General features: G+C 55.7%; 19 protein-coding genes, 1 tRNA gene and 1 pseudogene. 11 read left to right on the top strand and 10 right to left on the bottom strand.

Features of this window, described 5'->3' with window-relative positions:
• Nucleotides 1-71: 71 nt before the first annotated feature.
• On the bottom strand, nucleotides 72-581 hold the full coding sequence (sulA, locus tag DVA43_RS09850) for an SOS-induced cell division inhibitor SulA (protein WP_103178957.1): 510 nt from the start codon (nucleotides 579-581) through the stop codon (nucleotides 72-74).
• Between the two features lie 217 nt (nucleotides 582-798).
• Here sulA and DVA43_RS09845 point away from each other — a divergent pair, with 217 nt between their 5' ends.
• On the top strand, nucleotides 799-1428 hold the full coding sequence (locus DVA43_RS09845) for a TfoX/Sxy family DNA transformation protein (protein WP_114315420.1): 630 nt from the start codon (nucleotides 799-801) through the stop codon (nucleotides 1426-1428).
• On the opposite strand, the gene yccS is transcribed toward DVA43_RS09845, so the two are convergent.
• Both yccS and DVA43_RS09835 read right to left on the bottom strand, forming a co-directional pair.
• The gene (gene yccS / locus DVA43_RS09840; protein WP_114315419.1) at nucleotides 1409-3544 is read right to left on the bottom strand and encodes a YccS family putative transporter; all 2136 of its coding nucleotides are present in this window, start codon (nucleotides 3542-3544) and stop codon (nucleotides 1409-1411) included. The genes DVA43_RS09845 and yccS overlap by 20 nt on opposite strands.
• 18 nt (nucleotides 3545-3562) lie before the next feature.
• Nucleotides 3563-4009, bottom strand: a complete 447-nt coding sequence (locus DVA43_RS09835; RefSeq protein ID WP_103178960.1) for a YccF domain-containing protein — start codon at nucleotides 4007-4009, stop codon at nucleotides 3563-3565.
• Between the two features lie 123 nt (nucleotides 4010-4132).
• Between DVA43_RS09835 and helD the strand changes: the two genes are divergently transcribed.
• Nucleotides 4133-6187, top strand: a complete 2055-nt coding sequence (gene helD, locus DVA43_RS09830) for a DNA helicase IV (RefSeq protein WP_114315418.1) — start codon at nucleotides 4133-4135, stop codon at nucleotides 6185-6187.
• Between the two features lie 37 nt (nucleotides 6188-6224).
• Here helD and mgsA read toward each other — a convergent pair whose 3' ends face one another.
• Together mgsA and DVA43_RS09820 are read right to left on the bottom strand one after the other, a co-directional pair.
• Nucleotides 6225-6683, bottom strand: coding sequence for a methylglyoxal synthase (gene mgsA / locus DVA43_RS09825; RefSeq protein WP_103178962.1), 459 nt, complete (start codon nucleotides 6681-6683; stop codon nucleotides 6225-6227).
• Nucleotides 6684-6762: 79 nt separating this feature from the next.
• Nucleotides 6763-7425, bottom strand: a complete 663-nt coding sequence (locus DVA43_RS09820) for a DUF2057 family protein (RefSeq protein ID WP_103178963.1) — start codon at nucleotides 7423-7425, stop codon at nucleotides 6763-6765.
• A 170-nt stretch (nucleotides 7426-7595) separates the two neighbouring features.
• Between DVA43_RS09820 and DVA43_RS09815 the strand changes: the two genes are divergently transcribed.
• On the top strand, nucleotides 7596-8009 hold the full coding sequence (locus DVA43_RS09815) for a CoA-binding protein (RefSeq protein WP_103178964.1): 414 nt from the start codon (nucleotides 7596-7598) through the stop codon (nucleotides 8007-8009).
• Nucleotides 8010-8046: 37 nt separating this feature from the next.
• On the opposite strand, the gene hspQ is transcribed toward DVA43_RS09815, so the two are convergent.
• Nucleotides 8047-8364, bottom strand: a complete 318-nt coding sequence (hspQ, locus tag DVA43_RS09810; RefSeq protein WP_103823342.1) for a heat shock protein HspQ — start codon at nucleotides 8362-8364, stop codon at nucleotides 8047-8049.
• 60 nt (nucleotides 8365-8424) lie between these two features.
• Entirely contained in the window at nucleotides 8425-9615 is a 1191-nt protein-coding gene (gene rlmI, locus DVA43_RS09805; protein ID WP_114315417.1) for a 23S rRNA (cytosine(1962)-C(5))-methyltransferase RlmI, read from the bottom strand.
• Between the two features lie 175 nt (nucleotides 9616-9790).
• Between rlmI and DVA43_RS09800 the strand changes: the two genes are divergently transcribed.
• From DVA43_RS09800 to yccX, 3 genes are all read left to right on the top strand, one after another.
• On the top strand, nucleotides 9791-10348 hold the full coding sequence (locus tag DVA43_RS09800; protein ID WP_114315416.1) for a kinase inhibitor: 558 nt from the start codon (nucleotides 9791-9793) through the stop codon (nucleotides 10346-10348).
• A gap of 71 nt (nucleotides 10349-10419) precedes the next feature.
• Nucleotides 10420-11148 carry a helix-turn-helix transcriptional regulator gene (locus DVA43_RS09795; protein WP_371413869.1) on the top strand — a complete coding sequence of 243 codons (729 nt, stop codon included), beginning with the start codon at nucleotides 10420-10422 and terminating at the stop codon, nucleotides 11146-11148.
• Nucleotides 11149-11209: 61 nt separating this feature from the next.
• The gene (gene yccX / locus DVA43_RS09790) at nucleotides 11210-11491 is read left to right on the top strand and encodes an acylphosphatase (protein WP_103823338.1); all 282 of its coding nucleotides are present in this window, start codon (nucleotides 11210-11212) and stop codon (nucleotides 11489-11491) included.
• Here the strand turns inward: yccX and tusE are convergent.
• On the bottom strand, nucleotides 11488-11817 hold the full coding sequence (gene tusE, locus DVA43_RS09785) for a sulfurtransferase TusE (protein ID WP_103823605.1): 330 nt from the start codon (nucleotides 11815-11817) through the stop codon (nucleotides 11488-11490). The genes yccX and tusE overlap by 4 nt on opposite strands.
• 86 nt (nucleotides 11818-11903) lie before the next feature.
• Entirely contained in the window at nucleotides 11904-12563 is a 660-nt protein-coding gene (gene yccA, locus DVA43_RS09780) for an FtsH protease modulator YccA (protein ID WP_103823337.1), read from the bottom strand.
• 267 nt (nucleotides 12564-12830) lie between these two features.
• Between yccA and DVA43_RS09775 the strand changes: the two genes are divergently transcribed.
• From DVA43_RS09775 to DVA43_RS09755, 5 genes are all read left to right on the top strand, one after another.
• Complete coding sequence (locus DVA43_RS09775) at nucleotides 12831-14459, top strand: ABC transporter substrate-binding protein (protein WP_114315414.1); 1629 nt, start codon at nucleotides 12831-12833, stop codon at nucleotides 14457-14459.
• Between the two features lie 145 nt (nucleotides 14460-14604).
• Nucleotides 14605-14692: transfer RNA gene (locus DVA43_RS09770), tRNA-Ser, on the top strand.
• Between the two features lie 228 nt (nucleotides 14693-14920).
• Complete coding sequence (locus DVA43_RS09765) at nucleotides 14921-16918, top strand: choline BCCT transporter BetT (RefSeq protein ID WP_114315413.1); 1998 nt, start codon at nucleotides 14921-14923, stop codon at nucleotides 16916-16918.
• A 233-nt stretch (nucleotides 16919-17151) separates the two neighbouring features.
• On the top strand, nucleotides 17152-17517 hold the full coding sequence (locus DVA43_RS09760; protein ID WP_114315412.1) for a hypothetical protein: 366 nt from the start codon (nucleotides 17152-17154) through the stop codon (nucleotides 17515-17517).
• Nucleotides 17518-17529: 12 nt separating this feature from the next.
• Nucleotides 17530-19626: a pyrroloquinoline quinone-dependent dehydrogenase gene (locus DVA43_RS09755; protein ID WP_114315411.1), complete on the top strand. Its 2097-nt coding sequence runs from the start codon at nucleotides 17530-17532 to the stop codon at nucleotides 19624-19626.
• 63 nt (nucleotides 19627-19689) lie between these two features.
• On the opposite strand, the pseudogene DVA43_RS09750 reads toward DVA43_RS09755, so the two are convergent.
• Nucleotides 19690-20546 (bottom strand): annotated as a pseudogene (locus DVA43_RS09750) (alpha/beta fold hydrolase).
• Nucleotides 20547-20640: the final 94 nt, after the last annotated feature.

The following is a 20640-nucleotide window of genomic DNA, read 5'->3' as shown; positions in this document are numbered from 1 at the left end:
GGCTTTATATATAGAGAACCAACGGTGTACAGAGGGCGCAAAAAAAATTCCAGGAATACTCTTATTTTTACTTAATGATACAAATTGGAGTGAATTTTTAGCCCAGAAAGGTGTCCGTTGCCCAGAGCATTCATTCGAATGGGACGCATTATGAAGCCGAGCGCATTACCTTCTTCGGCGGCTTCAGCCAGACGATGTTGTTCCGTTTCCGTCAACTCGTGCGTAAACCAGCCGATCACGACGCTGTAATTCCCGGTACGCAACGCCCTCACCATTGAATCTACAGTATGGCATGGATCCATCTGACTTATCTGCATCACTTTTGTGAGCGGCAAGCCGGCGGACTGCACCCACTCCCGGCTCAATTTCTGCTGCGGCGTAAGCCACAGCTGCCAGCGAGACTGCTGACCAAGCTGCTGTAACAGGGGCAGCAATAACAGCTGCGTCATCATGGGCTGGTCTTCACGGTAGAGCACTTCACTAATCAGCCCGGTGGAAACAGGCGCAGTGGAATTCAGCGCGCTTTTACCTGCGGTTGAAGAGAAAGTAGTTGAACGGTTTGCATAGCCTGAAGAGTACATAATCAATCCAGCCCTGTAGTTACTGTATGGATATACAGTAACCCCTGTACGACTAAAGATCAACCTCATTTTCGGAAAGCTCCTCGCAAATTTGGTTTGTAATTCAGTCGTATTGAAAAATCATCTTGCCGTTCGATTATAAGTTACCTATTTTTTGGCTAACGGATCCGTTAACAAACGAAATCACCATTACTCCATGATTTAAAAGGGAAATATCATGAAAAAGTTATCGTATGAACGGATCTATCAATCAGCAGAATACCTGTCTCCTCTCGGCGAGGTGCACTATCGCGCCCTGTTTGGCGGTTACACTCTGGCGGTAGATGACACGGTATTTGCCATGGTGTCGGAAGGGGAGTTATACCTGCGGGCCTGTGAGGAGAGCGCACCTTACTGTGTAAAACATGCCTCGACTTTCCTGTCGCTGGTAAAGCGGGGGCGGCCTGTGTTGTTGAACTATTATCGCGTTGATGAAGGTCTCTGGCAGGATCGCGAAAAACTTCTGCAGCTCTCCTCGTTTGCGCTGGAAGCGGCGCGGCGGGAGCGCAGCGCACGCTATAAGCGCGAAAGGCTGAAAGATTTACCCAATCTCACCTTTCAACTGGAGATCCTGCTTTATGAAGCGGGCATCACCACCGAAGAGGCATTACGCGCGCTGGGGGCGGAACAGTCCTGGCTGAAGATCAAAGCGCTGAACAAGCACCTCAGTTATAAGGTGCTGTTTGCACTGGAAGGGGCAATCACCGGGCTGCACGTCGCTGCACTCCCGGAAGGCAGACGCCAGGAGCTTGTGGAGTGGTACAAAAAGCTGCCGGTAGAGACTCCCCTTACTCCGGCAGCTGATTAACGTGCTGCTGTAGGCGACAAATTTCTGGCAGCAACGCGATGAGCAGACCAATTTGCTGCAGAACCAGAGGCGCTTTGCTCTCGGCTCCCGGCTCAATATGTGAAATGCGTTGCGCCAGTTCGCTTAATGCCTGCTGAACACGAGGCTCATCCGCCGGACGTTGATGAAGTGCATCATCAACGTAGCAGACCGCATCGTCGAGCAATCCCAGGATTGCGGGGCTGGTGAGCCGCTCGCGGTGCGCGCCCAACGCGGCGATATAGCTGGTAAAAGTATGGTTCAGGCACAGCAAACGGAATGCGACTTCACGGGTTTCTGCGGTTGCCCGCGGCTCCGTGGACATATTCGACACCACAGACGCCAGCTCCGCGTCGCGGTTATAGGCGTCACGCCGGGCGATACGGTACGCCAGACGGTTATCGCGCCCCTGATGATACTGCTCAAGAATGGCATCCAGATAACGGCAGTTGGCATTCATCGCCTGATCCAGCACCCGAGGCAGATTACGGAACCGCCAGTCTGGCCAGATGAAACTCACCGCAGCCCAGGCAATGGCGCAGCCAATTAACGTATCAATGACGCGCGGCAGGGCCACCTCAAAGCCTTCCCCGAGCAGGTTGAAGCAGAGCAGCACCAGCAGAGTGATAAACATGGTGGCGTGGGCATATTGCACATTACGAAACGCAAAAAACAGCACGCCGGTGATCACAATTAAGATCAGCTGACCTTCCAGCGAAGGAACAAAGTAAAGGATGGGTAACCCGACAGCGACCCCAACCAGGGTGCCGAGAATACGCAGCGCCAGTCGATGACGGGTGGCGTTGTAGTTGGGCTGACAGACAAAGAGGCTGGTGAGCAAAATCCAGTAGCCGTGATTAAGCCCGGTTATCTGTATAAAAGCATAACCAATACAGAGCACCAGCGACATCCTCACCGCATGGCGAAACAGCGCCGATTCCGGGGAAAAATGACGACTTAAACGCAGCCAGATATCGCTAAACCCATGCAGGCTGTCATCCGCAAGCTGGTTATTCACATCATTACCGGGTGTTGCCAGCGCCTGTTCAGATTCGATAGTGGCGAGCTGGGCATCAATGGCGCGTAAGTTATTTAACAGAAACCCCAGCGCTTTCATCTGCTCAGCAGAGGTGCCGCTGGCCTGAACACGGTCGAGCGCCGCATCCAGGTGGGTAAATGCGCGTTCAAATCGCGGATCGTGTTGATAAGGGGTGCGCAGCAGAATGGAGCGCGACAGCTGCTGGCAGGCTTGCGACTGCATGGACAACAGGCGCTGGAAGCGGAACATCACGTCGCTGTAGCGAAACTTTTCGCGCAGTTCGGCGTACTGAATGTGCGATGAGCTGGCGCGCTCGTGGATATCCTGCGCCACAAAGTAATAGTGTAGGGTTCGGCGGGTGCCGCGCTGACCACGATCGCCGCGTAAACGGGTGAGTAACGATGCTTTGGTCTGGTTTAGCGTGGTCACCAGTTGCCCGTTCGCCAGGGCGAGATCGTACAGCGGTGCCTGGCCGTCATCTTCGATATCTGGATCGAAGAGCCGGGACTTTAATTCCAGATAGTGGGCCAGCTGCTCATAGCTGCGGGCAAGATTATCCTGTAACGGGCGAATGGGGAAAATAAGATGCCCGGCGAGCGTCAGCAGGTTATACCAGACCGCGCCCAGCAACAGCAGCACCGGCTGTTGATACCACTGGTCATACAGCGACACCCCCAGCATGGTATAGATGGCAATAAGCAGCGCGCCAAAGGCGATGGTGGCGTAGCGCTGGCCCAACCCACCCAACAGGATAAAAACGCTGGTGGAGAGCGTCAGTCCAATCGCGAAAAACCACGGCCACGGGAAGAGCAGCTCAACCGATGCAGAGGCGATAAAAAAGCAGATCAGGGTGATAACCAGATTGCGCAGCCGACCGGTAAGACGATCGTCCAGGTCGGCCAGCGCGCCGGCAACCACCCCCAGCGTCAGCGGGATGGTCAGCTTTACTTCGCCCAGCCACCAGGGCAGAGCGGTACTGCCACACAGGGCAATAAAGATCCGGGCATTGTAGAGCCAGGCGCTGTTCAGAGTGTAGCGGCGAAGCAGGGGGCTTAGCATGTGCGCGCGAGGTCCTTGTTACGGAAAACGGCGGCGGGCGTTGGCTTCCCGCGCGGCGCGGGCCACTTCCACCGGCACAACCCGGCGTCCGACCGGCCATAAAGCGATGGCGGCAATTTTGAAATTGGCGATCCCGACGGGGATGCCAATCAGGGTCAGGCACTGGGCGATCCCCGCCGCAATATGCATTACACACAGCCACCAGCCGAAAAAGATCAGCCACAGAATATTGAGCAGCGTTCCGCCGGTGTTCATCAGCGTACTTTTACTGTCAGGCTCCAGTTCATCCACGTGAACCGCTTCGTTACCGTAAGGCACCAGCGAGAGTTTGGTGATTTCCCAGCAGGAGCGCGTCAGCGGCAGGGTGAAGATCAGCACCACGCTGACCAGCGTCGCCAGCAGCCAGGAGAGGGTAGTGACAAAACCACCCAGCACAAAATTCAAAATATTCAGAACGGTACGCATAAAACCTCAATTCTTACCGGAATGGTGAAGCCCTGATGATTGTAACGTTTTTTTGCGCTGGAGCACCTGAAAACTGGCAGTTAAACTGTTATGCAATTATTCACGTCGTGGATCAGGCTGGACATGGAACTGAAAGCAACCTCGTTAGGCAAGCGCCTGGCACAACATCCGTACGACAAAGTCGTTCTGCTCAACGCCGGGGTCAAGGTCTCAGGCGAACGTCATGAATATCTCATCCCTTTCAATCAGCTATTGGCCATTCACTGCAAGCGCGGCCTGGTCTGGGGGGAGCTGGAATTTGTTCTGCCCGATGAAAAAGTGGTCCGCCTGCATGGCACCGAGTGGGCGGAAACCCAGCGTTTTCACCGTCATCTGAACACGCTCTGGCAGCAGTGGAGTGCTGAAATGAGTGAGGTGGCGGCGCAGGTCCTGCAAAACGCGCTGAATGACATTGCCGCAACAAATGAGCAAAACAGCTGGCTGACGCGGGAAAAAACGCTCGGTCTGCAGCAAAAAATTCGCCAGGCGTTACAGGCCTTGCCTTTGTCCGTCTCAAGGCTCGACGAGTTTGATAACTGCCGGGAAGCCTGGCGTCAGTGTCAGGCCTGGCTGAAGGACATTGACCAGAGCAGGCTGGCGCACAATCAGGCGTGGACCGACGCCATGCTCAGCCAGTATGCCGACTTTTTTGCCGGTATTGAGTCTTCCCCCCTCAATCCGGCCCAGGCCCGGGCGGTGGTCAATGGCGAGTCGTCGCTGCTGGTGCTGGCCGGTGCCGGTAGCGGCAAAACCTCGGTGCTGGTGGCCCGGGCAGGCTGGCTACTGACCCGCAATGAAGCCTCTGCCGATCAGATTTTACTCCTGGCCTTTGGCCGTAAGGCGGCCCAGGAGATGGATGAGCGGATCGAGGCGCGGCTGCATACCCGCGACATTACCGCCCGGACCTTCCACGCCCTGGCCCTGCACATCATTCAGCAGGGGAGTAAAAAAGTGCCCGTGGTCAGCGAGCTTGAAAACGACACCGCGGCGCGACAGAAGCTATTTATCGATGCCTGGCAGCAGCAGTGCAGCGAGAAAAAAGCGCAGGCCAAAGGCTGGCGCCAGTGGCTGGAAGAGGAGCTGAACTGGGATGTGCCGGAGGGCAGTTTCTGGCAAAACGAGAAGCTGGCGCGCCGACTGGCACCCCGGCTCGATCGCTGGGTGAGCCTGATGCGCATGCACGGCGGCGCTCAGGCAGAGATGATTGCCGGTGCCCCTGAAGAGGTGCGGGCGCTGTTTTCAAAGCGGGTGAAGTTAATGGCTCCCCTGCTTAAGGCGTGGAAAGCTGCCCTGAAGGCAGAAAACGCCGTCGATTTTTCCGGCCTGATTCATCAGGCGATCGTTATTCTGGAGAAAGGCCGTTTTATCAGCCCCTGGAAACACATTCTGGTGGATGAGTTTCAGGACATCTCCCCTCAGCGTGCGGCACTGCTGGCGGCGCTACGGGCACAGAACAAGCACACCACCCTGTTCGCTGTGGGGGATGACTGGCAGGCGATCTATCGCTTCAGTGGCGCGCAGCTGTCGCTGACAACCGCGTTTCACCATTACTTTGGCGAAGGCGATCGCTGCGATCTGGATACCACCTACCGCTTCAATAACCGGATCGGTGAGATCGCCAACCGCTTTATCCAGCAGAACCCGCATCAGCTGGCAAAACCGCTGAACAGCCTCTCGGCTGGGGACAAAAAAGCGGTCACGCTGCTGGCAGACGATCAGCTCGATGCCCTGCTGGATAAGCTGAGCGGTTACGCCAGACCGGAGGAGCGCATTCTGGTGCTGGCGCGCTATCAGCATCTCAAGCCTGCCAGCCTGGAGAAAGCCGCGACCCGCTGGCCAAAGTTGCAGCTGGATTTTATGACCATCCACGCCAGCAAGGGGCAGCAGGCGGACTATGTCATCGTCGTGGGGTTACAGGAGGGGAGCGACGGTTTCCCGGCGCTTGCGCGTGAATCGGTCATGGAGCAGGCTCTGCTGCCTGTGACTGAAGACTTTCCCGATGCCGAAGAGCGGCGATTGTTATATGTGGCGATGACCCGCGCCCGCCATCGGGTCTGGCTGCTGTTTAATAAAGAGCAGCCGTCACGTTTTGTTGAGATATTGAAAAATATAGACGTGCCGGTAGTGCGTAAACCGTAGGCCGGGTAAGGCGAAGCCGCCACCCGGCAGGACACATTTACTTCAGACGTTCAGCCAGATAGCGCTGATAATCCGGGATCAGAATCTCCACCGGCGAGTTGAACTGCGGGGATTCGATAATAAAGTCCGCCGTCGACAGGTTAGTGGCGACCGGAATATTCCATACTGTTGCCAGACGCAGCAGGGCTTTTACATCCGGATCGTGCGGTACCGCATTGAGCGGGTCCCAGAAGAAGATCAGTACATCAATCTTTCCTTCCGAAATCTGGGCGCCCACCTGCTGATCGCCCCCCATAGGGCCGCTCAGCATGGCATTTACCTGCAGCCCGGTCTCCCGATGGATCAGGTTGCCGGTTGTTCCGGTGGCCGAAAGCTGATGTTGTCCCAGCAGGGATTTATGACGCTGGACCCAGTTGAGCAGCATCTGTTTGCAGTGATCGTGCGCGACAAGGGCAATATGTTTGCGTTCCGGCAGTGTGCGGGTTGTGAGTTCCATAGTCTCTATCCGTTAGTTAACTGGCTACAGATTACTGGAAGCACCTGACGCTGCAAGAGAAAGGGATAAAAAATGCGGCTCAGGACGAGGGTTGTTGCTTCGCCCATTGCAGGAAACGGCTTCGGGTCTCGGGATCGGCCTGGGCAAACCAGTATTTCAGGCGCTGCTCCGTCATGCTCTGGGATTGCGGTGGCGGCATATCCAGTTCAGACACGCCGGATAAGAGCGTGCTGTCATCGGCCATGGTGGTAGAAAACTGCGGTATCGAGGCGCTCTGCCCGGCTTTGTTATAGCGCTCGGTGTCGTACTCGTAATTGACGCCGTTCGGCGTATTGGTGATCGCCAGAATATCCAGCTTGACCGGAATCGGGGTCGCGTCGCCATCCAGCAACTCAATTTGCGGTGATTTATCAAAAAGTTGTGACTCTTTTTCTGTTTCCAGCCGCGGAAGGCTAAAATTAACCTGACTGATCCGCTGGGTGTTAAAGCTGGCGACCAGAGGAGGGGAGATATAGATGCGCTCCTCGTGATTGCCAAGGCGAATGGTTTTTTCTACCCGAAAGACAATCTGATGCGGACCGTTGTCGAGCTCTATGCTATCGGCGCCACGCAGCAGGGAACTGGAGACTTTTTTGCCATCAAGTACCAGCAGGTCGATGTCTGTAGAGAGCCGCAGCGTTGTGGCGAAAACGCAAACCGGCATGAGCAGCGCAAACAGACTCCAGGCAATGCCGGTTTTCATAGAGAGCCCTCTTAAAAGACATGCGTCTTGAATAATGTATCAAAATTTTTCGTTAATCATATTTACTAACATATAGACAGGGCCCGGCAATTTGCCCTCATACAGACGTATGGGATGAGAAGTTGCTTAACGGCGTTGATACCCGGTTTGAACGAGCCAGGAGGAGATAAATGAAAGAGAACAACATAGCTGACATCCTTACCACCACCCGAACCATTGCGTTGGTGGGGGCGAGTGATAAGCCCGATCGCCCGAGTTATCGGGTGATGAAATACCTGCTCGACCAGGGCTACCACGTGATCCCGGTATCACCAAAAGTGGCAGGTAAAACATTGCTGGGCCAGCAGGGGTACGGCACCCTGGCGGAAGTACCGGAAAAAATCGACATGGTGGATGTGTTCCGCAACTCTGAGGCGGCCTGGGGGGTGGCGCAGGAAGCCATTGCAGTCGGGGCGAAAACGTTGTGGTTACAGCTCGGGGTGATTAACGAACAGGCAGCGGTGCTGGCACGGGACGCAGGCCTGAATGTGGTGATGGATCGCTGTCCGGCGATTGAGATCCCACGCCTCGGGATGGCGAAGTAATAAAAAACCCGGTCAGCCTTAGGCTACCGGGTTTTCATTAGTTACGCAGGCGCGGCGCCTGCAACTGTTTACGGATCGTTTGCGCCAGTTCATCCATCGATGGCTGTTCAGGATGTTCATCCTGCTGTTCGCTACTTAACTGGGCTTCGGCAAGATAGGTATGCACGGCCTGGCCATCATCATCTTCCATAACCACGTGGTACCAGGGCGCGGCGCGGAGTTCTGCATTCACCGCCAGCTCATCCGCTGACGGCTCGTCGAGAGAATATTCCGGGTCGATATCCACGACCACACCCAGATAACCTAACAGGGAATGGCGGACCTGCTGGCCGATACCGAATTTGCTGGCATTCATAGTCACCTCCCGGGAAACGTTACTTACACTATAGGTGTGGGCAACATTCCACTTTTCAAGTTACATGATGCGACAGGCAAATCCTTTCAGATACAGCCCTTCCGGATAGGTAGCGATCACCGGATGATCGGCCGCCTGACGGAACTGCTCTATAAATTGTATATCACGACCAGCATCTACAGCGGCATCCGCGATAATTTTCTGGAATAATTCGGTGGTCATCAGGCCGGAACAGGAGAAGGTCAGCAGCACGCCGCCTGGATTAAGCAGCTGGATGGCGAGCATATTAATGTCTTTATACCCACGGCAGGCACCCATCAGCTGGTTTTTATTTTCGACGAACTTCGGCGGATCCATGACGATCACGTCAAACTTCTCGCCCTGGTCGCGGTATTTGCGCAGCAGCTTAAAGACATCATCGCGAACAAATTCGGCTTTACTCAGATCCAGCTTGTTCAGCTCAACGTTCTGCTTCGCCACGTCCAGCGCTTCCTGGGACGTATCGACGCTCACCACCTGACGACATCCGCCCATCAGCGCCGACACCGCAAAACCGCCGGTGTAGGAGAAGCAGTTCAGCACGCGCTTGTCGGCAACGTACTGGCGTGTTGCCAGACGGCTGTCGCGCTGATCGAGGTAGTAACCGGTTTTGTGGCCGCCCTGAATATCCACCAGCAGTTTCATGCCGTGCTCTTCGATAGGCAGCAGGGCAGGGGGCAGTTCGCCCGTTACCGGACCCTGGGTCAGTTCCATGCCCTCTTTTTTACGCACCGCGACGTCGCTGCGATCGTAAATGGCACACTCTGGGAACAGCGTCTGCAGCGCGCTGATTAACGCCGCACGCTGATACTCTGCCCCCGCGCTTAGCAGCTGCAGCACCAGGAAATTGCCAAAACGGTCGATGGTCACGCCTGGCAGACCGTCGGATTCACCGGCGATCAGGCGGTAGCTGTCCAGCCCGTCGCGTTTTGCCAGCCAGTCGCGCCACTGCTGTGCCTGCTGCAGACGACGGACAAAGAAGTCGATATCGATGGATTCATCTTTATCAAACGTCCAGACGCGCGCCCGGATCTGAGACGCAGGCGAGTATGCGCCGCGCGCTAACCATTTACCCTGGTGGTCAACAATATCGATGGTTTCACCGAGGCTGGCTTTGCCTTCCATACGGGCAACTGCACCGGAGAAGACCCAGGGATGGCGGCGCAGCAATGATTTCTCGCGCCCTTTGGCTAACACTAAACGTACACTCATAATTTTCTGTTCTGTCGATTCCAGGGAAATGGCGCGTAGAGTAGCACAGATGGCCAGTGGCAATCATCTGCGGACACTATTGAGCGTTTCGGCACATTTTAAAATCGCTCAGGCACATTATGAATTCGTTGTGAGCTTTAGAGTGAGGTTTCCGGTTCAGCAAAAGGAAACCACAATGAAAAAGCACATTACCATCGCCGCCATGACGCTGGCGACAATCAATTTTACTGCGTCTGCGGCATTGCCGTTTAGTCTCAGCAGTCAGGATATCGCCGACGGCCACCCCTTAACGCAACAGCAGGTTTTTACTGGCTTTGGCTGCAAGGGAGGGAATGCCTCGCCACAACTGGCCTGGCAGCATCCCCCGGCGGGCACAAAAAGTTTTGCCATCACGGCCTACGATCCTGCCGCCCCCACCGGCAGCGGCTGGTGGCACTGGACCCTGGTCAATCTTCCTGCGCAAACGCTGAGCCTGCCCGCTGGCGCCGGAAAAACGAACAGCGATAAATTACCCGCAGGGGCGGTGCAGGGGCGGAATGATTTCGGGTATGCTGGCTTCGGTGGGGCGTGTCCGCCGGAAGGGGATAAACCGCACCCCTATCAGTTCACCGTCTGGGCGCTCAATGTGGATAAACTGCCCATCGACAGTAATGCCAGCGGCGCGCTGGTCGGCTTCATGCTCAACAGCCACGTACTGGCGAAAGCGCAATTAACCGCAACATACGCACGATAAAAGGTGGTCCGGTGCAGGATTTTCATTTTCAACATAATCATCTGACAGCGGCTGAGGTCAATGCCAGCAAGATGCATCGCCTGCACCACGTAAAGCTTTTTTACCCGGCCATTTGCCATATTACACACGGCAGCAAGGTGATTATTCAGGAGGAGCGGCGCTTGGTGGCGACGCCGGATGAGCTAATCATTATTCCGGCGAACACCCCCATGGAGATCATTAACCAGCCCGCGCAGGAGCTGTTTCATTCCGATCTGCTGCTGTTATCCCCCGACATTATCGCCGAGTTTAAAACGCGCTACCTGCAATCCTGGCCGCGCGCCAGAACGGACTCGCTGTGTGCTCCGCTCAGCGAAGGGCTGGCCTTTATGTGGGGCAATCTGCTGCATGCGGTGCGGCACGGTTTTCCGGAAGAGTTGCAAAAGCATCAGGCCTTCGGGCTCCTGCTGGCGCTGCTGCATGATGGGGTGGCCGGGCCGCTGCTTATCGAGAGAAATATCAATCTTACCGAGCAGGTGCGACATTTCATCATGGTGTCGCCCGGTAAGGCATGGACCGCGCAGGAGATCGCCAGCCGTCTGGCCGTAAGCGTACCCACCTTGCGCCGACGCTTGCGGGAAGAGTCGCAAAGTTTTCGCCAGATTGTGGAGGAGGTGCGTATGGCGGTGGCACTTTCGCAGCTACAGTCGACCCGCCTGCCCATCGGCGAGATCGCCATGCAGTGCGGGTACCTGTCCAGCTCGCGTTTTACGGCCCGTTTCCGCCAGCATTACGGCTGTTTACCCAAAACGCTACGCTAAACCTGTAGCCATAATTTGCTATTCTTTGGGTTCAGGTCAGGCATGGATAAGGGGAGGGAGTATGGCAAATGTCTGCATCATCGCGTGGGTTCACGGCACGGTTCAGGGTGTGGGCTTTCGTTACAGCACGCAGCGAGAAGCCACGGAGCTGGGGCTGACCGGTTACGCGCGTAATATGGATGACGGCAGCGTCGAAGTGGTGGCCTGCGGCGAGGCGGAACAGGTCGATAAACTGCTCGCCTGGCTTAAGGCGGGCGGGCCGCGCATTGCTCGGGTTGAAAAGGTTCTGTCAGAACCGCATCAACCCGGCCGGGAATACGTGAACTTCGGTATTCGCTATTAAATGCACTTCACGGGCTTAGGCAGACCGGCGATTTTGGTCGCCTGTTTTGCCGGGCCTTTCGGGAACAGACGATAGAGGTAGCGGCTGTTGCCTTTCTCCTCGCCATACTTATTGGCCATCGCTTTCACCAGCATGCGGATGGCGGGCGAGGTGTTAAATTCCAGATAGAAGTCGCGCACAAAGCGCACCACTTCCCAGTGCTCTGGCGTCAGGGCAATAGACTCTTTTTCGGCGATAATCGCCGCCAGCCCTTCGCTCCACTGGCTGGTCTCTTTCAGATAGCCTTCGCTATCGGTCTCAATCTCTTTACCTTCAAAGTTCAGCATAATCATCACGGAATTATCGAAAACCGCGACAGTTTACCAAAAAAGAAAGCCCCGCATAAGCGGGGCTTGTTACAGAGCACTGTCGGTTAATCGCGGCTGGCGAAGCCCAGGATGCTCAACAGGCTGACGAAGATGTTGTACAGCGACACATACAGGCTCACGGTAGCGCGGATGTAGTTCGTCTCACCGCCATGAATGATGTTGCTGGTTTCCATCAGGATCGCCCCAGAGGAGATCAGGATGAACACCGCGCTGATAGCCAGGTGCAGGGCTGGCAGCTGCAGGAAGATATTCGCCACCATACCGATCAGCACCACCACGATGCCCGCCATCAGCATACCGCCGAGGAAGGACATGTCTTTGCGGGTGGTCAGCACGTAGGCAGAGCAGCAGAAGAAGACCAGCGCGGTACCGCCCAGCGCCAGGCCGATCAGATCGCCCATACCGGCAGACAGGTAGGTGTTAAGCATTGGCCCCAGGATGTAGCCCAGGAAACCGGTGAAGGCGAACGCCGACAAAATACCTACCGGCTTGTTAGCCGTTTTGTAGGTCAGGAACATCAGACCATACATACCGACCAGGGTCAGGATCAGCCCCGGCGATGGCAGCATCAGCACGGTGCTGGCGGTGGCCGTCAGCGCGGAGAAGGCCAGCGTCAGGCTGAGCATAAAGTAGGTGTTGCGCAGCACCTTGTGGGTGCTGAGTAGCGATGTGCGGTCGCGTGAAGAACTAATAATACGATCCATGAGTCACTCTCTTATGACAGATGTAATTGACGGCAAGAATAGAAAACGACGCGCCGGTTATAAAATGGTTTTACCCATCTTTACTCAGCATCTTAGGTATTGAGGCAGCATGAAATGTTCCATAACCTGTGCAATGCAGCACGAACCCCGGTTTGTCAGGATTAATCAGATCAAGCTCTTATAGGTCACTGAAATATATTGCCTTATTCCTGACTCAACGCTAAGAGTTATTTTGCGTCGACAAAACGAAACAATAAGGCGAAGGACATGAAACCCTCATCACAAGCAACATTTACGCTCTCTTTACTGACGGCAGGCATCCTGTGCGCAAGCACAACGGCGTTCGCCGCCAGTGTACCGGCAGGAACAGAGCTGGCAGAGAAGCAGGAACTGGTCAGGAATAATGGCAATGAGCCGGCATCGCTCGATCCGCATAAAGTTGAAAGCGATGTCGAATTCAATATTATCAGCGATATATTCGACGGGCTGGTGAGCGTCTCGCCGCAAGGTGAGATCCAGCCGCGGCTGGCCGAGAAATGGGAGAACAAAGACAACACCGTCTGGACCTTCCATCTCCGCCCGGGCATTACCTGGAGCGACGGTACAGCGATTACAGCCCAGGACGTAGTCTGGAGCTGGCAGCGGCTGGTGGACCCCAAAACCGTCTCGCCGTATGCCAGCTTCCCCGGCAATATGCATATGGTCAACGCCGCTGATATCGCCGAGGGGAAAAAAGCCCCTGATACCCTGGGGGTGAAGGCGCTGAACGACACCACCCTGGAAGTGACGCTGGATCAGCCCAACGCGGCATTTCTTGCCATGCTGGCGCACCCGTCGCTGGTGCCGGTGGATAAGGTCCTGATTGGTCGCTACGGCGATAAATGGTCCAGGCCGGAACACTTTGTTGGCAGCGGGGCCTATACCCTCAAGCAGTGGGTGGTCAACGAGCGGATTGTCGCCGAGCGCAACCCGCGCTACTGGGACAATGCCCATACGGTGATCAACAAGGTGACTTATCTGCCCATCACCTCCGAAGCCGCCGACGTGAACCGCTACAGGGCGGGTGAAATCGATATCGCTTATACACTGCCTATCAACCAGTTCGCGCAGCTGCAAAAAACGCTGGGCAAAGAGGTGGATGTTTCCCCGCAGCTGGCAACCTACTACTACCAGTTCAATACCTCCCGTCTGCCGTTTAACGATCCGCGCGTGCGCAAGGCGCTGAACCTGGCGCTGGATAAAGAGATTATTGCCGGGAAGGTACTGGGGCAGGGGCAGCGTCCGGCCTGGGTGATTAGCCAGCAGGATATCGGCGGGGTGAAACTGAAAAATCCGGATTACGCCAGCTGGCCGATGGATAAACGCATCGCCGAAGCGAAAAAACTGCTGAACGAAGCAGGCTTTAACGACGGTCACCCGCTCAGCTTTAACCTCCTGTATAACACCTCGGAATCCCACCAGCGGATTGCCATTGCCGTCAGCTCGATGTGGAAGAAAAACCTCGGCGTAGAGGCGAAGCTGCAAAACCAGGAGTGGAAAACGATGCTGGACACCATGCATACCCACAATTTTGACGCGGTGCGCTACGCCTGGATCGCCGATTTCGACGATGCGGCGACATTCCTGAATAACTTCCGTACCGGTGACAGTCAGAACACCAGCCAGTACAGTAATGCCGCCTATGACGAGGCGCTGGCAAATGCCGCGAAAGCGAAAACCACTGCCGAGCGCGGTACGTACTACCAGCAGGCAGAAGATCTGCTGGCGCGGGATGTCCCAGCGATCCCGGTCTATCACTACGTGCGTACCCATCTGGTGAAGCCGTGGGTGGGCGGATTTACGCCGGATAAGCTGGGGTACTACTTCACCAAGGATATGTATATCAAAAAACATTGAGCGGTCAGCGCGTGATTTTGTGCTGATAAAATGGTCAGGATGTTGGCTATTCAACCGATTAAACGCATTTTGACTATTTTTCAGGCGAACGATCGCGGGCACGCTTTACAGGGCGCAAGGAGGTGTTTATAGTTCGCCTCATTCTGGAAGTGTGGCCGAGCGGTTGAAGGCACCGGTCTTGAAAACCGGCGACCCGAAAGGGTTCCAGAGTTCGAATCTCTGCGCTTCCGCCAGATTAGATAAGCCCTGCGATAGCAATATCGCGGGGCTTTTTCTTTTGTCGTTTTACCTGTCCGATGACATTATGTCAGTCAACTAAAAACCCGATCTCAATAAATTAAACCCAGTAAACACAAGGAGATAACCCGATGACAATGCCATCAGCACCTGCATAAGCAGCGTAAATTTGCTAACCTCAAAGAGGTGATTCCTCACATCCGGATTAATGGAATAGATAAAATATGAGTGAAAACAACACCACCCCCCAGAAGTCTGAAAGCAAGATTAACAAAGCGGTATTCTATACATCTGCTTTGTTAATTTTCCTTCTCGTTGCTTTTGCAGCAATTTTTCCTGACGTAGCCGACAAAAATTTTAAACTGCTGCAGCAGCAGATATTCACCAATGCCAGCTGGTTCTACATCCTGGCGGTCGCGCTGATCTTACTCAGCGTGACGTTCCTGGGGTTGTCGCGCTACGGCGATATCAAACTTGGCCCCGATCATGCCCAGCCCGATTTCAGCTATCACTCCTGGTTTGCCATGCTCTTTTCAGCGGGTATGGGGATCGGCCTGATGTTCTTCGGCGTGGCCGAGCCGGTTATGCACTACCTTTCTCCACCGGTAGGCACGCCCGAGACCATCACCGCCGCGAAAGAGGCGATGCGGCTGACCTTCTTCCACTGGGGGCTTCATGCATGGGCTATCTACGCCATTGTTGCGCTGATCCTGGCCTTTTTCAGCTACCGGCACGGCCTGCCTCTGACGTTGCGCTCGGCGCTTTATCCCATTATTGGCGACAAAATTCATGGTCCGATAGGCCATGCCGTTGATATTTTTGCCGTTATCGGTACCGTTTTTGGGGTGGCGACCTCGCTGGGTTATGGCGTGCTCCAGGTTAACGCCGGGCTCAATCATCTCTTTGGGGTGCCCATCAACGAAACGGTGCAGGTTATCCTAATCGTGGTCATCACCGGGTTGGCGACAATTTCCGTGGTCTCCGGGCTCGATAAAGGCATTCGTATCCTGTCCGAGCTTAACCTGGGGCTGGCGTTACTGCTGCTGGCGCTGGTACTGTGCCTGGGGCCAACCGTGCTGCTGCTGAAATCCTTCGTGGAAAACACCGGCGGCTATCTCTCCGAGCTGGTGAGTAAGACGTTCAATCTTTACGCCTACGAGCCGAAATCAAGCAACTGGCTGGGTGGCTGGACGCTGCTCTACTGGGGCTGGTGGCTCTCCTGGTCACCGTTTGTCGGGATGTTTATCGCCCGCGTCTCCCGCGGCAGAACCATCCGTGAATTCGTCACCGGGGTGCTCTTTGTTCCGGCGGGCTTTACGCTGATGTGGATGACCGTCTTCGGCAACAGCGCGATCAATCTTATTATGCGCGAGGGGGCAACCGATCTGGCGAATACGGTGCAGCAGGACGTTGCGCTGGCGCTCTTCAACTTCCTTGAGCACTTCCCGTTCTCGTCTGTGCTGTCGTTTATCGCCATGGCGATGGTCATCGTCTTCTTTGTCACCTCGGCTGATTCCGGGGCGATGGTGGTGGATACGCTGGCATCCGGCGGCGAGGCCAATACCCCCGTCTGGCAGCGTATTTTCTGGGCTGCGCTGATGGGCGTGGTGGCGATTGCGCTGCTGCTCGCGGGTGGGTTAAGCGCGCTGCAAACAGTCACCATCGCCAGCGCGTTACCGTTTTCCATCATCCTGCTGATTTCCATCTACGGGCTGCTCAAAGCGCTGCGTCGGGATTTAACCAAACGCGAGAGCCTGAGCATGGCGACCATTGCGCCCACCGCGGCCCGCAATCCTATTCCGTGGCAGCGTCGTTTACGCAATATTGCCTATCTGCCAAAACGATCGCTGGTGAAACGCTTTATGGATGAGGTCATCAAACCGGCGATGATCCTCGTGCAGGAGGAGTTGAGCAAGCAGGGCACGGTGAGCCGAATCAGCGATGCCTCCGACGATCGTATTCGTCTTGAGGTGGACTTAGGCAACGAGCTGAACTTCCTCTATGAGGTGAGGCTGCGGGGCTATAACTCTCCGACCTTTGCTCTGTCGGCGATAGACAACGACGAACAGCAGGCAGAGCAACACCGATACTATCGTGCGGAAGTCTACCTCAAAGAAGGGGGACAGAATTACGACGTGATGAGCTGGAACCAGGAGCAGCTGATCAACGATATTCTCGACCAGTACGAAAAGCATCTCCACTTCCTGCATCTGGTTCGTTAACATCACTATGCCGCCTCCTCAGGCGGCATTTTTTATGCCCAACTACGCGCCTATGCCGTGTTTGCACGCCCCCTTTAAAATCCTTCTTCTATACTCAGTTACGTTTAGTGATCTATGCCGCTGTTTTTCTTACTGCCTGAGTTTTTCGCTATTGCCCATGCAAGTCGCAGCCGCATAAATCCACGAGCCTGATTTATTGGTTAATTTTTGTTTTGATAGGGGGAGTTCCTGGTATGTTACATTCTCAATCCTCCCGCGCTGGCACGATATTGCTGTTGCTGGCTGCGGTCATTGGCGTCGCGGTGGCGTTATACGCCTGGCTGACGCCCCTTACCGGCGTTACCGATACCATCGGTGCGCTGGGCGTCGCCATTGCCAGCGCGGTACTGGCGGTACTGACCTTGATGTTACGTGCCGCATCTGGCCGTGGGGCGCGTATCTTTCTGATTATCGTCACCCTCGTGGTACTCATTGGTATTGGGTTCGCCGCCGCGCTGCTGCACCAGTACATCATTACTGCAGCGATGGTGGTCGGCCTGATCGGTCTGATTATGCTGAGCAGCAAGCCCGTCCACTACAATACCCGCGTCAGAGCCTGAGGAGTCCCACCCGTGTATAACGATAAACATCACCCCTTCATGAAAGTCAGCATGACGGCGCTGGCGCTGCTGATCGCGCCACTCTCTGTGCAGGCGCAGGATAAAGCCACTGAGGCCTCTCAGGGAACGCAAGAACAGCTCAACGTAGATGCAGCGGATCAACAGGCGCCGGGAACCACCAAAACCACCGATGAAGCCTCTACCGGGCAGAGCGAGGGACAAAAAGTGGCTTCGGCTGAGCAACCAGCGACCCCGCTGGTGCCCTCTGCCGCCACCTGGGATAGCTTCCACGGACAGCTTAACGCGCAGAAATACAGCCCGTTGACCCAGATCACGGCGGAGAACGTCGGTAAATTGACCAAAATCTGGGAGTTCCATACCGGCGATGTGTCGGATGGTAAAGGCGACACCCCTGCAACCGTCTGGTCAGCAACGCCCATTTTTGCTAACGAGACGCTCTATATCGGTACCCCTTTCGATCGCCTGATTGCGCTGGATCCGGGCACCGGGAAAGAGAAGTGGCACTACGACACGAAGTCTTCGCGTAAAGCGCTAACCCAGCCAGTGCTGAAAAACCGCGGCGTCTCCTACTGGCAGGCCAAAGAGCCAGTCGCCGGTGAAGCCTGCCAGAAGATCGTCTATATGGGCACCGTGGACGGCAAGCTCTTTGCGCTGGATGCCGATTCAGGCAAACCCTGCACCGGTTTTGCGGACAACGGCGTGCTGGATGTGAATCAGTGGAACACCGTTAACGCCAAATTCCCGCTCTCCATCCTGCAACCACCAACGGTGGTAGGTAACCACCTGCTGGTGGGCTGGGCCGGTAAAGACTGGGCTTATGCAGAAGCCCCTCCGGGCACCGTATTTTCTATCAATGCCCAGACCGGCGAGCGAGAATGGTCCTTCGAGGCGATCCCGGAAGAGATTCGCCAGCGCACCGGGACGGCCAACGTCTGGACGCACATGTCTGCCGACGAGGCCAACGGCCTGGTTTATCTGCCGGTCTCCTCTCCGTCGCCTAACTACTGGGGCGGTAACCGTGTAGATGCGATCCCGCTTGGCACCTCGACAACCGCGCTGGATATCAATACCGGTAAAGTGGTCTGGTCCCGCCAGTGGGTGCATCACGACGTGTGGGATTACGATATCAACTCCGCGCCAACGCTGATGGATATCACTGTAGACGGCAAGCAGATCCCGGCCCTGGTACAGGCGACCAAGCAGGGCTTCCTGTTTGTGGTTAACCGCCTGACGGGGGAGGACGTCTGGCCTATCGAAGAGCGTCCGGTGCCGCAGGGCGACGGTTCGGTGCAAGGGGAAAAACTTTCGCCAACCCAGCCGTTCCCGACCAAGCCTGCGCCGCTGCTCGATCAGTCGAAAAAGCCGGAGATCTGGAAGCTGGCCGATATGGTGGGTGCCGGTCAATGCTCCCGCCTGTGGGATAACCTGACCTATGAAGGGATGTACACACCGCCTACCGCCAAAGGCGAGGGGGCGCTCACCTATCCGGACAGCGCCGGTGGCGTGCAGTGGGGCGGGGTGGCGTTCGATCCGAATAAGCAGATCGCTATCGTCAACACCTCGCATATCGTGCAGTACGTGAAGCTCTACAGCCGCGAAGATTACGATAAAGCCGATAAAACCGCCGGTAACGAGAGCGGCTTTGCACCGCAGGAAGGCGCGCCTTACGGCATGCGTCTGCTGGTCGCCAATAACTGGCTGGGCATGCCGTGCTGGAAACCGCCGTTTGGTGAGATCGTCGCGCTGGATATGCATACGGGCGACGTGAAGTGGCGTCGTCCGGTTGGCGCCTCGCAGCAGTACGGCTTCTTTATGCCGGAAAGCTGGGGCTCCCCAACCATCGGCGGCCCGGCTATCACCGCGGGTGGCGTGATCTTCATCGGTGCCTCTATGGATGCCAAAGTACGCGCTTATTCCGTGGAAAGCGGTGAAGAGCTATGGTCCGATCAGGTTGAAGCCCCGGCTGTGGCAAACCCGTCGGTCTATGAGTACAAAGGCCGTCAGTATGTGGCGTTTGTCGCGGGCGGAAACACTATCCTGAAGGATCAGGTAGGCGACCAGGTTGTGGTTTACGCGTTGCCTGAATAATTCCTCCACGCGCAATGTCATCATAGTGGGGCCTGCGGGCCCCTTTTTATATTCACTGCTCGCTCAATCCGGGCACTGACTCATCAACCATTGCCCGACAATGGGCCATAATGTTTCCGCACAGCGCGTGCGGAAAAAACCCATATGCCCCACGCTGGGCAGGCCAAAATCCGCATGACGGATCTCCCGGCGGTCAATTTTTGCGTTTTTGACCGGCTCTATCAGGCGCGTAATGGCCTCAGGATTAGCCCACGGATCGTCATCAAACCCCATAACCATCAGAGGGAGCCTGACCTCAGCCGCTCTTCGACGCGCATCCCAGTCAGGATCGTCGTAGAAGTAACCCGGCATGGCACTCCAGCGTCCCCACTGCAGCATGCAGGCGCCGGTAAGTCTTCTCCCAACCCGAGGCGTTTTGCCGGCATATAACCAAATATACGGCAGAGGAATGGACCGAGAACGCGCAGCAAGCACCAGACGCGCACTTTTTCCGCCGTCTGTTTTATAGAACGGGTGACCCCGGCGTGGGATGCCACAATGGCCGCAGCCTGAAGATGCCGGGTAGCCGTCGACAGCAGAACGGCGTGCCCACCCACGCTGTGCCCAACCGCCAGCAGGCTAAGATCGGGGAAACGTGACCTGGCCCAGGCCGTGATGCAACCCACATCCTGCTCCATCCAGTCTGACATGGAGACGCTACAGCTGCGGAGCATGACTGATTTAGAGCGACCTACCCCCCGATAGTCATACGTCATGACACTGAATCCATACTCGTAAAGATACTCAGCGAAACGCTGATAAAATTCCTGTACAACCGCTGTCGCGGGATGAAGGATCACCAGCGCGCGGGCATCTTCTCTCTCCCAAAGCGTGGCAGCGAGAGAGTCGCCTTCATTTGTCGGTATTATTATCGAATACATAGGTAAACCTTGGTTGAGTGGTCATACCAGTTCTGAATAAAAGACAATAGCTGCTTCTGATGAGTCTGGCGATTTTTTCTTGTCTGGAATTTGA

Source organism: Leclercia sp. W6, from assembly GCF_003336345.1.
Taxonomy (GTDB): domain Bacteria; phylum Pseudomonadota; class Gammaproteobacteria; order Enterobacterales; family Enterobacteriaceae; genus Enterobacter.
The sequence above is the reverse complement of the archived record's forward strand: the minus strand, read 5'-3'. Positions and strand labels throughout refer to the sequence as shown.

What these genes read in the sequence shown, in the direction of transcription:
- tusE (WP_103823605.1), bottom strand. Translation starts at nt 11,817, where the DNA reads ATGCTGAACTTTGAAGGTAAAGAGATTGAGACCGATAGCGAAGGCTAT.
- DVA43_RS09775 (WP_114315414.1), top strand. Translation starts at nt 12,831, where the DNA reads ATGAAACCCTCATCACAAGCAACATTTACGCTCTCTTTACTGACGGCA.
- DVA43_RS09765 (WP_114315413.1), top strand. Translation starts at nt 14,921, where the DNA reads ATGAGTGAAAACAACACCACCCCCCAGAAGTCTGAAAGCAAGATTAAC.
- mgsA (WP_103178962.1), bottom strand. Translation starts at nt 6,683, where the DNA reads ATGGAACTCACAACCCGCACACTGCCGGAACGCAAACATATTGCCCTT.
- DVA43_RS09760 (WP_114315412.1), top strand. Translation starts at nt 17,152, where the DNA reads ATGTTACATTCTCAATCCTCCCGCGCTGGCACGATATTGCTGTTGCTG.
- yccA (WP_103823337.1), bottom strand. Translation starts at nt 12,563, where the DNA reads ATGGATCGTATTATTAGTTCTTCACGCGACCGCACATCGCTACTCAGC.
- DVA43_RS09835 (WP_103178960.1), bottom strand. Translation starts at nt 4,009, where the DNA reads ATGCGTACCGTTCTGAATATTTTGAATTTTGTGCTGGGTGGTTTTGTC.
- DVA43_RS09800 (WP_114315416.1), top strand. Translation starts at nt 9,791, where the DNA reads ATGAAAAAGCACATTACCATCGCCGCCATGACGCTGGCGACAATCAAT.
- sulA (WP_103178957.1), bottom strand. Translation starts at nt 581, where the DNA reads ATGTACTCTTCAGGCTATGCAAACCGTTCAACTACTTTCTCTTCAACC.
- yccX (WP_103823338.1), top strand. Translation starts at nt 11,210, where the DNA reads ATGGCAAATGTCTGCATCATCGCGTGGGTTCACGGCACGGTTCAGGGT.
- DVA43_RS09795 (WP_371413869.1), top strand. Translation starts at nt 10,420, where the DNA reads ATGCATCGCCTGCACCACGTAAAGCTTTTTTACCCGGCCATTTGCCAT.
- rlmI (WP_114315417.1), bottom strand. Translation starts at nt 9,615, where the DNA reads ATGAGTGTACGTTTAGTGTTAGCCAAAGGGCGCGAGAAATCATTGCTG.
- DVA43_RS09820 (WP_103178963.1), bottom strand. Translation starts at nt 7,425, where the DNA reads ATGAAAACCGGCATTGCCTGGAGTCTGTTTGCGCTGCTCATGCCGGTT.
- helD (WP_114315418.1), top strand. Translation starts at nt 4,133, where the DNA reads ATGGAACTGAAAGCAACCTCGTTAGGCAAGCGCCTGGCACAACATCCG.
- yccS (WP_114315419.1), bottom strand. Translation starts at nt 3,544, where the DNA reads ATGCTAAGCCCCCTGCTTCGCCGCTACACTCTGAACAGCGCCTGGCTC.
- DVA43_RS09845 (WP_114315420.1), top strand. Translation starts at nt 799, where the DNA reads ATGAAAAAGTTATCGTATGAACGGATCTATCAATCAGCAGAATACCTG.
- DVA43_RS09815 (WP_103178964.1), top strand. Translation starts at nt 7,596, where the DNA reads ATGAAAGAGAACAACATAGCTGACATCCTTACCACCACCCGAACCATT.
- hspQ (WP_103823342.1), bottom strand. Translation starts at nt 8,364, where the DNA reads ATGAATGCCAGCAAATTCGGTATCGGCCAGCAGGTCCGCCATTCCCTG.